This is a genomic window from Cupriavidus sp. SIMBA_020 (assembly GCF_046535395.1).
GTDB lineage: Bacteria > Pseudomonadota > Gammaproteobacteria > Burkholderiales > Burkholderiaceae > Cupriavidus > Cupriavidus campinensis.
Genome location: NZ_JAWRWU010000001.1, coordinates 259,249 through 272,020, shown reverse-complemented (window position 1 = coordinate 272,020; position 12,772 = coordinate 259,249). Strand labels below are relative to the sequence as shown.

Genomic DNA, 12,772 nt, shown 5'->3' with positions numbered 1-12,772 from the left:
CGGGACTACTTCACGCCATCGGGAATGAAGACGTAGCCCAGGCCCCAGACCGTCTGGATGAAGCGGGGGTTGCCCGGGTCCGGTTCGATGAGCTTGCGCAGGCGCGAGATCTGCACGTCCAGGCTGCGGTCGAATACTTCGTATTCGCGGCCGCGGGCCATTTCCATGAGCTTCTCGCGCGAGAGCGGCTGGCGCGGATGCCGCGCGAACACCTTGAGCACCGAGAACTCGCCCGTGGTGAGCGTGATTTCCTCGTCGTTCTTGGTCAGCGTGCGGGTGGCCAGGTTCAGCACGAAATCGCCGAAGGCGAAGGTCTCGGGCGTCTCCGACGGGGCGCCCGGCACTTCGGCGGGGCCCTTGCGGCGTAGCACGGCGTGAATGCGCGCGATCAGCTCGCGCGGGTTGAACGGCTTGGGCAGGTAGTCATCGGCGCCCATTTCCAGGCCGACGATGCGGTCCACGTCCTCGCCCTTGGCGGTCAGCATGATGATCGGGGTCTGGTCGTTGGCGCCGCGCAGGCGGCGGCAGATGGACAGGCCATCCTCGCCCGGCATCATCAGGTCCAGCACCAGCAGGTCAAACCGCTCGCGCAGCCAGAGCTTGTTCATGGCGGTGGCGTTTTCCGCCACCAGCACCGTGAACCCCTGCTCGCCAAGGTAGCGGCGCAGCAGGTCACGCAGGCGCGGGTCGTCGTCCACGACGAGAATCTTGTGGCTGGTATTTTCCATGGCGGTATCTTAGCGACTTACGCTTTCGCTCAAAATGGCTTAACAAAACGTTACATACTTTACCCTGTGGTATGGCGGCGTGCATCTTTTGTGCAATTACACTCCGCAGACCGTATCCCGATGCCGATTTGGCGCGACGGGAATTCACGGTGACCAAGGGGCGTCCCATCTCTCTGACGAAGGCGTTGGCATAGTGCCTGCGTCGTCCTCCAGGCGGATGTGCGACCACTGTCAAGATCGCCATTATCCAATGAAAGTGAAGCAAAACCGGCACGGACATACCCTGCACCGCACGGCGTGCGCGCGGGCGGCTTGCCATGCCGGCGCGGCCATGCTCATCGTACTGCTGCCAGCGCTTGCGCAGGCGCAGTCGGCGGGCATGGCGCAACTGCTTCGCCCCGGCCAGCCGGGCCACGCCAGCGGCGGTGCGCCCACCCCCGCCGTGCCGGGCAAGCCGGGCGGCGGGGAGCGCCTGGACCAGCGCGAGGCCCGCACCCGTGCCGAAAAGTACCGTACGGAGCGCGACATGGCCGACCGTGCCGGCCGCCAGGGCCCGCCGGGCGGGCATCCCAAGCTTTCGCCCGACGAGCGCAAGACCCTGCGCAAGAATCTCCACGACCTCGGCCGCGAGATGTACGAGGGCGGCTGACCGCCCGGTTTCCCGCCATCGGTCAGTCCTGCGGCCGGAAATGTCGCAGGAAATCCACGAATACCTCGGCTGCCAGCTGGGCATCTTCCACGGTGATGGTTTCCAGCGGGTTGTGGCTGATACCGCCGTTGCCGCAGCGCACGAACAGCATCGCCACGTCGGTCATGCGTTGCATCATCATCGCGTCATGGCCGGCGCCGGACGGCAGCTCGAAGGCCTCCAGCCCGCGCTTGCGCAGTACCGCGCCGAACTGATCCATCAGCCAGCGCGCGCACGGCGCGTTGTTGACCGGCGTGACCCGTTCGACGGTGGCGGTCAGGCCACGGCGCGCCGCGATCCGCTCGATGCCCATCACGATGTCGGTGATGGCGGCTTCGCGGATGCCGTCCTCGCCGGCGCGGATGTCCATCGAGAACACGCACGCGGCCGGAATCACGTTGCTGGAGCCATTCGGCACCTGGAGCTGGCCCACCGTGCCGACCAGCGTCGGCACCTGCGCGCAGCGCGACTCCACCAGCAGGATCATCTCGGCGGCGCCGGCGGCGGCATCGCGCCGCATGTCCATCGGCGTGGTGCCGGCATGGCTGGCCAGCCCCTCCACGCGCACCTGGAAACGGCTGCTGCCCGCGATCTGGGTGACGATGCCGAGCGCCAGGTCGCGGTTCAGCAGCACCGGGCCCTGCTCGATATGCACTTCGACGAACCCCGCCAGCGTGGCCGGATCGACCGCCGCGGCGCGCAGGGCGTCCAGGCTGCCGGCGCCGGGCAGGCCGGACTGGGCCAGCGCCTCGCGCATGGTTACGCCGTCCGGGTCCGCGCGGTCCAGCAGGGCCGGGTCGAAGCGGCCCGCCAGCACGCTGCTGGCCAGGAAGCTGGTCTTGAAGCGCAGCCCTTCCTCCTCGGCGAAGCCGACGATCTCGAAGTGATACGGCAGCCGGATACCCGCCGCGTTGAGCGCGCCCACCACCGCAATCGGCAGCAGGATGCCGAGCCGCCCGTCATACCGCCCGCCGTTGCGCACGGTGTCGAAGTGGGAGCCGGTCATCAGCACCTTCGGCGCGGCCACGGCCGGATCGGCCGCATACCGGCCAATCACATTGCCGATGGCGTCCACGCGCACTGCCATGCCGGCGGCCTCCATCCACTGCACCAGCTGCGCCTGCGCCCGGCGATGCGCCGGCGTGAGGTACGCGCAGGTCAGCCCGTCCTCCATATCGGAGTGGGCGGCGAGCGCGGCGGCGCGGTCGAGGATGGATTGGCCGAGCGAGGCAAGTGCGGTAGTCATGGTTTGGAGCGGGAGCGGGGTCAGGATCGGTGCGGTTCGATGGGGTTCAGCGGTTGCGCAGCCAGGTCTTCCAGGCGATCCAGAGCATGCGCATCGGTGTCAGCGCGATGCGCTGCGTCAGCACCTGGAACTGGCTGGCCTCGATCTCGTCGAGCTGGGCATGGGAGAGGGCCGCCATGACCAGCGCGGCGCGCTGGGCGCGGCGGTCCTGGCGCGGCAGCAGCGCCAGCGCCTCGCGGTAGAGCGTGCGGGCCACCTCGGCCTGCTCGCCCATCAGGGCCACGAAGCGCTCGGAGTGGCGGGACTGCAGGATGTCGGCGGCTGGCACCTCGTGGCGCTGGAGCGTATCCACCGGCAGGTAGATGCGGCCCTGGCGGGCATCCTCGCCCACGTCGCGGACGATGGTCGCGCGCTGCATCGACAGCCCCAGCTGGCGCGCGAAGTCCAGCGTGCGCGGATCGGAAAACCCCAGCGCCCGGGCCGACAGCACGCCCACGGCACCGCCGGCGCACTGGCAGTAGCGTTTCAAACCGGCTTCGTCCAGGTAGCGGGTCTGGGTCAGATCCATCTCCAGGCCGTCCAGTACGTCAGAAAATTCGGATTGCGGCAGGCCGCACGGGGCAATATGGGGCTGCAGGGCCTGCGTGACCGGATGTGACGGATGACCGTCATAGAGGCGGCGCAGTTCACCGCGCCACCAGTCCAGCCGCTGGTGGGCCACGCCAGCATCGTGGCTCTCGTCGATGATGGCCTCCACCTCGCGGCGGAAGGCGTGCAGCGCCGTGATGGCGTGGCGGCGTTCGGGCGGGAGGAACAGGAAGCTGTAATAGGGGAGGGAGCCGCCTGGGGCGGCCTTGTCCTGGCAATACTGATCGGGCGTCACGCCAATCTCTTATGAATACTGTCTGGTGGGGCCATACGGACCGGGGCAGGTCCGCGAAAGCGCCAAATTGTAACATCGGCCCAACCGGGCTCAGCCCCGGGGCTCGCCATTCGCACCGAGTTTTGGCCCCTTCGTCGCCCGGCGTTTGACGCACTCGGGGCCGCTCGCTATATTACTGACCGGCCAGTTATTTATTCTCCGGCAGGCACCGCAGCGTTGTCCGCCGCGAGACGCTTTCCCCACTGGCTGCTCCCCGCAGTCTCCAGCTTGTTCCGACGTTCCACCGACTCAAGACGCTTAACCCATGCCAGTGCCTTATGCCAGGCCGGATGTTGCGGCCGCCGACGTTGATGTTTCCCCGATGCCCGCCGGGCCCCGCCGGACGCCGAGGGCCGCCATGGCCGCCATGGTGACCGTGGCGACGCTGGCGATCCTGGCCGGGCTGTCCGGCTGTGGGAAGAAGGCGGAGCCGGTGGAGGCCGTGCGGCCCGTGCGGCTGCTGCAACTGCATTCGGGTGCCGGGAAGACTGCTTTCGAGTTCTCGGGCGAGGTGCGGCCGCGCGTGGAGTCGCGCCTGGGCTTCCGGGTGCCCGGCAAGATTTCGGCCCGCCTGGTGGACGTGGGCGCGAGCGTCAGGAAGGGCCAGCCGCTGGCCCGCCTCGACCCGACCGACCTGGCGCTGGCCGAGGCTTCGGCGCGTGCCCAGTTCGATGCCGCCAAGACCGACCGCGATCTGGCCGACTCCGACCTGAAACGCTACCGGGACCTGGCCGCCAAGAACTTCATCAGTGCCGCCGAGCTAAGCCGGCGCCAGGCCACCTACGATTCCGCCGCCTCGCGGCTGGAGCAGGCCCAGGCCAACCTCCGCAACCAGAGCAACCAGACCGGCTACGCCGTGCTCGCCGCCGATGCGGATGGCGTGGTGACGGCTGTCGATGCCGAGGTCGGCCAGGTGGTTACGGCGGGCCAGTCGGTGATCCGCGTGGCACAGATCGCCGAGAAGGAGGTCGCCATCGGCCTGCCCGAGGATCAGGTGGACATGCTGCGCGGCATCGCCGATGTGACCGTGCGCACCTGGGCCGAGCCGGACCGCCCGCTGCCGGGCCGCGTGCGCGAGATTTCCGGCGCCGCCGATCCGGTCACCCGCACCTACCCGACGCGCGTCAGCGTGCCCAACCCGCCCGCCGACCTGCGCTTCGGCATGACCGCGGTGGTCACCTTTACCCGTACCGGCGAGTCCGCCGCCATCCGCATCCCGCTGACCGCGCTGCTGCAGGACCGCGGCACCAATCAGGTGTGGATCTACCAGGGTGCGGCCAGCGGCGGCACGGGCACGGTCAAGCCGGTGCCGGTGACGCTGGGAGACCCGCAGGGCAATGAGATCGAGGTGCGCCAGGGGCTGGCGCCGGGCCAGACCATCGTCACGGCCGGCGTGCACCTGTTGCAGCCGGGCCAGAAGGTCAAGCCGATGCAGAACGCCACGTCCGCCCAGCCGGCCCAGTCGGCCAAGCCGGCGTCCAACCCGGCGTCCAACCCGGGCGCCGCCGCCGGCAGCAAGGGCTGACCGATGGAACATTCGCGCTTCAACCTGTCGCGCTGGGCGCTCGAGCACCAGCCGCTGACCCGCTACCTGCTGGTGGTGCTGCTGATCGGCGGCCTGCTGGCCTTCTTCCAGCTGGGTCAGGACGAAGACCCCCCGTTCACCTTCCGCGTGATGGTGGTGCAGGCCTACTGGCCCGGCGCCACGGCCGAGCAGATCGCGGTGCAGGTGACTGACAAGATCGAACGGCAGCTTCAGGAAGTGCCGTACGCCGACAAGATCCGCAGCTTCTCCAAGCCGGGCGAGACCACGGTGATCTTCCAGCTGGCCGATAACTCGCCGGCCAAGGACACCGCGCAGATCTGGTACACCGTGCGCAAGAAGATCGGGGACATCGCCCAGACCCTGCCGCAGGGCGTGCGCGGCCCGTTCTTCAACGATGAATTCGGCGATGTCTACGGCTCGATCTACGCGCTCTCGGCAGATGGCTTCAACTACAAGGAGCTGCGCGAGTACGCCGACCTCGTGCGCCAGGCGCTGCTGCGCGTGCCCGCCGTGGCCAAGGTCACGCTGCTCGGCCTGCAGGACGAGAAGCTCTATATCGAGTTCAACCAGACGCGCTTCGCGCAGCTTGGGCTCGACATCAACGCCATCGCCAACCAGATCTCGGAGCAGAACAACCCCACCGGAAGTGGCGTTCTGGTCACGCCGACCGACAACCTCCAGGTCCGCGTGACCGGCCAGCTTGGCGATGTGCAGGACCTGGAGAACCTGGTGCTGCGCGGGCCCAACGGCATCGCCAACATCCGGCTGGGCGACATCGCCCACGTCTATCGCGGCTATATCGACCCGCCCGCCAGCCGCATGCGCTTCAACGGCAAGGATGTGATCGGGCTCGGTATCTCGATGGAGAAAGGCGGGGACATCATCGCGCTGGGCCAGGAACTGCGCCGCGTGACCGATGGCCTGCGCGGCCAGTTGCCGATGGGCATCGAGATGGACCAGGTGCAGGATCAGCCACAAGCGGTCAAGCGCTCGGTGGGCGAGTTCGTGCACGTGCTGATCGAGGCCGTGGTGATCGTGCTGGCAGTCAGCTTCATCGCGCTGGGGCTGCATACCAGGCCGCTGCGGATCGACGTGCGCCCCGGGCTGGTGGTGGCGCTGACCATCCCGCTCGTGCTGGCCGTGACGTTCCTGTTCATGAACATCTTCGGCATCGGCCTGCACAAGATCTCGCTCGGGGCGCTGATCGTGGCGCTCGGGCTGCTGGTGGACGACGCGATCATCGCCGTGGAAATGATGGTGCGCAAGCTGGAGGAAGGCTTCTCCAAGATGGAGGCGGCCACCTTCGCCTACACCTCCACGGCCATGCCGATGCTGACCGGCACGCTGATCACGGCGGCCGGCTTCCTGCCGGTGGGGCTGGCCAAGTCCACCGTGGGCGAGTACACCTTTGCGATCTTTGCCGTGACGGCGCTGGCGCTGGTGCTGTCGTGGCTGGCGGCGGTGTACTTCACGCCCTACCTCGGCTACCTGCTGCTCAAGACCCGCGCCAGCGACGGCGGCCATCACGAGGTGTTCGACACGCCGTTCTACGCGCGCTTCCGGTATCTGGTGAACTGGTGCGTGACGTGGCGCAAGACCGTGATCGCCGTCACGCTGGTCAGCTTCGCGCTGGGCCTGTGGGCGTTCAAGTTCGTCGAGAAGCAGTTCTTCCCGGATTCGAGCCGGCCCGAGCTGATGGTGGAGCTGTGGATGCCCGAGGGCACCAGCTTCGCGCAGATGGAGGCCGAGGCCAAGCGCTTCGAGACCGCCATGCGGCGCGACAAGGCCGTGGACAGCCTGACCACCTTCGTCGGCACCGGCGCGCCGCGCTTCTACCTGCCGCTGGACCAGATCTTCCCGCAGAGCAACGTGGCGCAGGTGATTGTGATGCCGGTCAGCGTGGAGGCGCGCGACGCGCTGCGCAAGCGCGTGATCGAGGTGCTCGCCACCCAGTTCCCGCAGCTGCGGGGCCGCGTGAAGCTGCTGCCGAACGGGCCGCCGGTGGCGTACCCGGTGCAGTTCCGGGTGATCGGGCCAGACGCCGCCGGCGTGCGCAAGATCGCCGACCAGGTCCGCGCGATCATGGCCGCCAATCCGAACACGGTGGGCGTGAACGACAACTGGAACGAGAACGTCAAGATGCTGCGCCTGGAGATCGACCAGGACAAGGCGCGCGCGCTGGGCGTGACCACCAACGCCATCGCCCGTGCCACGCAGGCCGTGCTGACCGGCGTGCCGGTGGGCCAGTACCGCGACGCCGACAAGCTGATCGACATCGTCATGCGCACGCCGAAGAACGAGCGGGACGCGATGTCCGACATGGCCAACGTGCTGGTGCCGACCAACACCGGCCGCGCGGTGCCGCTGACGCAGGTGGCGCGCGTGACGCTGAAGTCCGAGCCGGGTGTGATCTGGCGCGAGAACCGCGACTTCGGCATCACCGTGCAGGCCGATGTGGTGGATGGCATCCAGGGTCCGACCGTGACCGCGCAGGTCCGCGCGCAGCTGGACAAGCTGCGCGCGGACCTGCCGCCGGGCTACCTGATCACCGTGGCCGGGGCCGAGGAGGAGAGCGGCAAGGCGGGCGCGTCCATCGCCGCGCAGCTGCCGCTGTGCATCTTCCTGATCTTCACGCTGCTGATGCTGCAATTGCACAGCTTCTCGCGTTCGGTGATGGTGTTCCTGACCGGCCCGCTCGGGCTGATCGGCGCCGCCGCCACGCTGCTGCTGCTGCGCGCGCCGATGGGGTTTGTCGCGCAGCTTGGCATCACGGCGCTGCTGGGCATGATCATCCGCAACTCGGTGATCCTGGTGGACCAGATCGAGCAGGACATCAGCGCCGGGGTGCCGCCGTGGCAGGCCATCGTCGAGTCGGCGGTGCGCCGTTTCCGGCCGATCATCCTGACCGCCGCGGCGGCCGTGCTGGCGATGATCCCGCTCTCGCGCTCCACCTTCTGGGGGCCGATGGCGGCCGCCATCATGGGCGGGCTGATCATCGCCACGGTGCTGACGCTGCTGTTCCTGCCGGCGCTGTACGCGGCGTGGTTCCGCGTGAAGCCGCCCGAGGGCGGCGGAGGGGTGATGGCGGGTTGATGGCAGGTTGATGGCAGGGGAGGCGGGGTGATCCCCGGGGGAGAAGAAAAAGCGCCGGTTACGACTGGCGCTTTTTCATTTGGGCGGTCAGCCGCACGATGTCCACCGCGATCTGGGCCGCGCGGCGGGGATCGGCGGCCACGGGTTTGCCGGTGCGGGGGTCCTTCACCGACGGCATGCGGGCCATTTCGCGCAGCAGGTCGGCCAGCAGCGTCATGTCCTGCACCAGCGGCGCGCGCGGGTTGCCCGGCGGCAGGGTGATGCGGACCAGTTCCGACACGGCCTGATCGAGCGCCGGGGCGTGCACGGTCCGGCTGCGGTCGTCCGCTTCCTCGGGCGTCATCCGGCCGGCCTTGGTCGCCGCATTGTCGGCCTGCATACCCTGGAAGGCGGTCATGAAGGTCTTTTGGGCGCGCTCGATCTGGCGGCTGGCGGCCAGGCCGTCGCGCATGGCCTGGGGCACGCGCGGTGCCAGCGCGGCGGTGCCCACCACCAGCACGGCGGCGACGGCTGCGGCCAGCGCCAGGCCGCGCCGCAGCTTGCGGGCGTAGCGGGCGGGGTCCAGCCGCACCGGCAGGCACAGCGCGATCAGCGCGCCGCCGATCAGGCCGCCCACGTGCCCGGCGTTGTCCACCCGGGTCGACAGGAAGCCCTGCACCAGCGAGTAGCCGATCATGACCGCCGCGTCGGTCGTCAGTTGCCGATGGATGCCCTCGGGCAGCAGCCGGCGATGGCGCAGCACCCCGGCCAGCAGCGCGCCGCCCACGCCGAACACGGCGCCCGACGCCCCGACCGACACCGCCGTCTGCGCCCCGAAATGCAGGCTCAGGGCGCTGCCCACCAGCCCCGCGCCGAGATAGATCAGCAGGAAGCCGCGCGTGCCGTAGAACCGCTCCACATGCTTGCCGAGCACGAACAGCACCAGCATGTTGGCGCCGATGTGCTTGAGGCTGCTGTGCAGGAAGGTGGCCGTCAGCAGTCGCCACCACTGACCCTCCTGGACCAGCACGGCGAGATTGCCGCCCCATTCGACCAACCGGGCGGGCGCCGTGGCATCGAGCGTGGCGCCGTGCGTGAGCGTGAACAGCCAGATCGCCACGTTGAGGGCGATCAGCGCGTAGAGGCCCCAGGTGTGTGGCAGCGCCTGCATCTCGGCCCGGAAGGCTTGCTCGGCAGCCAGCGTGTTGTTGACCGTGACGCCGGCCGTACGCATGTGATGGGTGACCAGTGCCTGGGCAAGCTGCTGGTCTGCCTCGCGCATCAGCGCCAGCCGGATCTTGAACGATGCCGGGGTCCGTCGCCGGGCGCCCGGCACGGGCTTGGGAAAGACCTCGATCACGGGACCGCCGCGCAGGTTGCGCACCGCCACGGCGGCAATCTCGGCCCAGCGCAGGTGCGGGCGACGGCGCGGGAAGGCCGTGGAGCCGATGCCGCCGGCATCCACCGTCAGCAGCGGCTTGCGCAGCGGCGCGTGCCGGCCCCAGGACCATTCGAACAGGATCAGCAGGCCGAAGAAGCCGGCGCCGAGGACGATCGGGCTGGGCTTGCCGCGCGAGAAGAGCAGGAGCAGCGCCCCCAGCCCGCCGAAGCAGAGCCAGAGCAAGGCGCGCACGAGCAGCGCGGACCCGAATCGGCGCACATGGAACGCGCCGCTGCGGCGCGAGCCGGTGGCCGGCGCGCGCATGAATTGCGATGTCTGCATGATTCTTCCCGACAAGACGATGTCATCGCGTCATCTCGCTGGCCCCGGTGCGGCAGGGCCACGGCGCGCGTCACGCGACGATATGCGGTCGTCCATCGGGAAGCATCTCCCCCGTCGGGAGGGTTGCGGCCCTAGTCGGCCAGTTCGAAGACCACGTCCTGCGCGCCCTCCCAGAGCACCTTGGTGCCGAGCGCGCGGAGGTTCTCCCGGCCCTCGACGATGGTCAGGAAGTGGTTGCCGGCCAGCTGGCCCATCTTGCTGGCGAAGCAGCAGCTGCCGTAGGCCAGGATGATCTCGGTTTCGCTGTAGCCGCCCGGGTAGAACAGGATGTCGCCCACGGACGGGTGGCTGGTGTGGTTCTCGAAGCCGACGCCCAGCTTGAATTCGCCGAGCGGAATCCAGCAGCCTTCGCCGCTCCAGCGCACGTGGATCAGCTTCTGGCGGTAGGGCAGCAGCTTCAGGAAGGCGGCGACGGTCTCGGGGGCGTCCGGGTGGGTGTCGGCCAGGAAGGTCTGGCCGGCGGCGGTGATGCGGAGTCGGGGCATAGCTATATCTATATAGAGGGGCGATTGGGGGCGGCGGCGCGCCGGATCATACCAGCGCCGTCATCAGCGTCTCCGCCAGGGCGATCAGGCTGCGGTCGCTGCCCTTCGGGCCGAGCAGGGAAATGCCGAGCGGCGCGCCGGCGCGGCTGGAGAGCGGCAGGCTCAGTTGCGGGAAGCCAGACAGCGGCGTCAGGCACAGCGTATGGGCGGCGGCGGTGCGGTAGTCCTCCAGCGTCTCGCCGGCGGCGTTGCGCAGCGGGGCGATGTCCGGCATGGTCGGCAGTACCAGCACGCCGTCATGGCCGAGCAGGCGGCCCAGGTGGGCGGTGAACTCGCGGCGCACCGCGCTGGACTGCTCGAACTGGGCCTCGGTGACCCCCTTGCTGAACACGAAGCGCGCGGCCACGTCCGGGCCCATCTGCAGGCCGTAGTTCTCGATCAGCGCGCCATCGGCCTGCCAGGCTTCCCAGCCCTGCACGTAGCGGAAGGCCCAGTACAGGTCGGACAGCGGGCGGTCGGCCACGTCCACCGGGGTCGCACGGCCCAGCACGGCCTCGATGCGCGCCACCGTGGGCGCCAGCGCGGCGCGGGCTTCGGGCGTCGGCAATTCGAACAAGTCCGATGCCAGCAGCAGGCGGGGCCGGGCCGGCAGCGGATCGGCATCCTTGCCGAACAGCACGTCCGCCACGCGGGCGAAGGTGCCGATGTCACGGGCGAAGAAGCCGCAGGTATCGAGCGTCTCGCACAGCGGCATGCAGTGCTGGAGCGAGATACGGCCATGCGAAGGGCGGATGCCGAACAGGCCGCAGTGGCTGGCCGGGGCGCGCACGGAGCCGCCGGTGTCCGTGCCGAGCGCGAAGTCGCACAGCTTGTTGGACACCGCCGAGGCCGACCCGGACGACGAACCGCCCGTCACGCGATCGGGCGCGCCGCCGTTGACCGGGCCGCCGTAGTGCGCGTTCTGGCCGTTCATCGAGAAGGCCAGCTCGTCGGTATGCGACTTGCCGACGAACATCGCGCCGGCATCGAGCAGCTTCTGCACCGTGGGCGCGGTCACCGTCTTGATGCCGGAGCGCGCCAGCACGTGCGGATTGCCGCCGCCGGTGGGGTAGCCGGCCACGTCGAACAGGTCCTTGACGGCGAAGGTCAGCCCCCGCAGCGGGCCGGCGGCCGCGTTGGGCACGGGCGCGTCGGGGTAGGGCATGAAGGCGCGGGCGGGATGGGTGGCCAGGGTCATGGCGTTCGGCTTCCTTCTTTTTCGGAGAATGGATGGAGTTTAGGCGGCGGCCGGCGAGGCAGCGGCGGTATTCGAAGGTTCGGAGGTGTCGGCCACCAGCACGCAACTGACGCGATGGCCGTTGCCCAGCGCCACGCTGCGCGGCACCTCGGCCAGGCAGGCGGGGCGGGCGTGCGCGCAGCGCGGGGCGAAGGTGCAGCCCGGCGGCAGCGCGGCGAGGTCAGGCGGGGCCCCGCCGATGGCCTGCAGCCGCTGGCCGCGATCCATGCCGTGCTGGCGGCTTTGCAGCAGCGCCATCGTGTACGGGTGGCGGGCCTCGCGCAGCAGCGTGCGGATCGGGCCTTCCTCGACGATGCGGCCGCCGTACATCACGGCCACGCGGTCGGCAATCTCCACCGCCGCACCCATGTCGTGCGTGACGAAGACGATGGAGAGGCCCAGCTCGCGTTGCAGCTCGCGCAGCAGGATCAACACCTGGATCTGCACGGTGGCGTCCAGCGCCGTGGTCGGCTCGTCGGCCAGCAGGATTTTTGGCTGGGCCGACAGCGCCAGCGCGATCATCGCCCGCTGCCGCATGCCGCCGGACATCTCGTGCGGATAGGCGGCCAGCCGTCGCTCGGGGCTGGGAATGCGCACCGCTTCCAGCGCCTTGAGCGCCAGCGCGCGCGCCTCGGCGGCGGACACCTTCTTGTGCGTCCGGATGCACTCCACAATCTGCTGGCCCACCGTGTACACCGGGTCCAGCGCCAGCAGCGGCTCCTGGAACACCATGGCGACGGTGCCGCCGCGCAGCCGGGCCAGCGCGCGCTTGTCCAGCGCGAGCACGTCCTGGCCGTCCACGCGGATCTCGCCGCCGATGCGGGTGCGGCGGGGCGGATGGAGACGCATCAGCGCGCGCAGCGTCACGCTCTTGCCGGAGCCGGATTCGCCGATCAGCGCCACGGCCTCGCCGGGGGCCACGTCGAGCGACACGCCGTTCACGGCACGGATGGTCTTGCCGCCGCCGGCGAAGGTGACGTGGAGGTCCTTGACCGAGACGGCAGGGGTATTGGGGGCTGTCATAGG

Annotated in this window: 10 protein-coding genes; 3 read left to right on the top strand and 7 right to left on the bottom strand. The window is 69.4% G+C overall.

Annotated elements, in window-relative coordinates; translation table 11 throughout:
• Positions 1-5 precede the first annotated feature (5 nt).
• Entirely contained in the window at positions 6-728 is a 723-nt protein-coding gene (gene ompR, locus SB751_RS01240; RefSeq protein ID WP_006576352.1) for a two-component system response regulator OmpR, read from the bottom strand.
• Between the two features lie 331 nt (positions 729-1,059).
• Here ompR and SB751_RS01235 point away from each other — a divergent pair, with 331 nt between their 5' ends.
• Positions 1,060-1,377 (top strand): hypothetical protein, encoded by a 318-nt coding sequence (locus SB751_RS01235; protein ID WP_244844778.1) that lies wholly within the window; start codon positions 1,060-1,062, stop codon positions 1,375-1,377.
• A gap of 22 nt (positions 1,378-1,399) precedes the next feature.
• Here SB751_RS01235 and SB751_RS01230 read toward each other — a convergent pair whose 3' ends face one another.
• Positions 1,400-2,662: a Zn-dependent hydrolase gene (locus tag SB751_RS01230; protein ID WP_211943350.1), complete on the bottom strand. Its 1,263-nt coding sequence runs from the start codon at positions 2,660-2,662 to the stop codon at positions 1,400-1,402.
• 46 nt (positions 2,663-2,708) lie between these two features.
• On the bottom strand, positions 2,709-3,545 hold the full coding sequence (gene hpnD, locus SB751_RS01225) for a presqualene diphosphate synthase HpnD (RefSeq protein WP_250025197.1): 837 nt from the start codon (positions 3,543-3,545) through the stop codon (positions 2,709-2,711).
• A 361-nt stretch (positions 3,546-3,906) separates the two neighbouring features.
• Here hpnD and SB751_RS01220 point away from each other — a divergent pair, with 361 nt between their 5' ends.
• Positions 3,907-5,109, top strand: a complete 1,203-nt coding sequence (locus SB751_RS01220; RefSeq protein WP_410747734.1) for an efflux RND transporter periplasmic adaptor subunit — start codon at positions 3,907-3,909, stop codon at positions 5,107-5,109.
• 3 nt (positions 5,110-5,112) lie between these two features.
• A complete protein-coding gene (locus SB751_RS01215) occupies positions 5,113-8,223 on the top strand; it encodes an efflux RND transporter permease subunit (RefSeq protein ID WP_410747733.1) in 3,111 nt (1,036 codons plus the stop codon).
• Positions 8,224-8,281: 58 nt separating this feature from the next.
• Here SB751_RS01215 and SB751_RS01210 read toward each other — a convergent pair whose 3' ends face one another.
• The 4 genes from SB751_RS01210 to SB751_RS01195 all read right to left on the bottom strand — a co-directional run bounded on the left by SB751_RS01210 (position 8,282) and on the right by SB751_RS01195 (position 12,769).
• Entirely contained in the window at positions 8,282-9,925 is a 1,644-nt protein-coding gene (locus SB751_RS01210) for a rhomboid family intramembrane serine protease (RefSeq protein WP_410747732.1), read from the bottom strand.
• Between the two features lie 131 nt (positions 9,926-10,056).
• Positions 10,057-10,470 carry a DUF3830 family protein gene (locus SB751_RS01205; protein ID WP_092292980.1) on the bottom strand — a complete coding sequence of 138 codons (414 nt, stop codon included), beginning with the start codon at positions 10,468-10,470 and terminating at the stop codon, positions 10,057-10,059.
• Between the two features lie 46 nt (positions 10,471-10,516).
• Positions 10,517-11,707, bottom strand: a complete 1,191-nt coding sequence (locus SB751_RS01200) for an amidase (RefSeq protein ID WP_144195702.1) — start codon at positions 11,705-11,707, stop codon at positions 10,517-10,519.
• Between the two features lie 39 nt (positions 11,708-11,746).
• Positions 11,747-12,769 carry an ABC transporter ATP-binding protein gene (locus SB751_RS01195; RefSeq protein ID WP_144195700.1) on the bottom strand — a complete coding sequence of 341 codons (1,023 nt, stop codon included), beginning with the start codon at positions 12,767-12,769 and terminating at the stop codon, positions 11,747-11,749.
• Between the last annotated feature and the right edge of the window lie 3 nt (positions 12,770-12,772).

What these genes read in the sequence shown, in the direction of transcription:
- ompR (WP_006576352.1), bottom strand. Translation starts at nt 728, where the DNA reads ATGGAAAATACCAGCCACAAGATTCTCGTCGTGGACGACGACCCGCGC.
- SB751_RS01210 (WP_410747732.1), bottom strand. Translation starts at nt 9,925, where the DNA reads ATGCAGACATCGCAATTCATGCGCGCGCCGGCCACCGGCTCGCGCCGC.
- SB751_RS01195 (WP_144195700.1), bottom strand. Translation starts at nt 12,769, where the DNA reads ATGACAGCCCCCAATACCCCTGCCGTCTCGGTCAAGGACCTCCACGTC.
- SB751_RS01215 (WP_410747733.1), top strand. Translation starts at nt 5,113, where the DNA reads ATGGAACATTCGCGCTTCAACCTGTCGCGCTGGGCGCTCGAGCACCAG.
- SB751_RS01220 (WP_410747734.1), top strand. Translation starts at nt 3,907, where the DNA reads ATGCCCGCCGGGCCCCGCCGGACGCCGAGGGCCGCCATGGCCGCCATG.
- SB751_RS01235 (WP_244844778.1), top strand. Translation starts at nt 1,060, where the DNA reads ATGCTCATCGTACTGCTGCCAGCGCTTGCGCAGGCGCAGTCGGCGGGC.
- SB751_RS01205 (WP_092292980.1), bottom strand. Translation starts at nt 10,470, where the DNA reads ATGCCCCGACTCCGCATCACCGCCGCCGGCCAGACCTTCCTGGCCGAC.
- SB751_RS01230 (WP_211943350.1), bottom strand. Translation starts at nt 2,662, where the DNA reads ATGACTACCGCACTTGCCTCGCTCGGCCAATCCATCCTCGACCGCGCC.
- SB751_RS01200 (WP_144195702.1), bottom strand. Translation starts at nt 11,707, where the DNA reads ATGACCCTGGCCACCCATCCCGCCCGCGCCTTCATGCCCTACCCCGAC.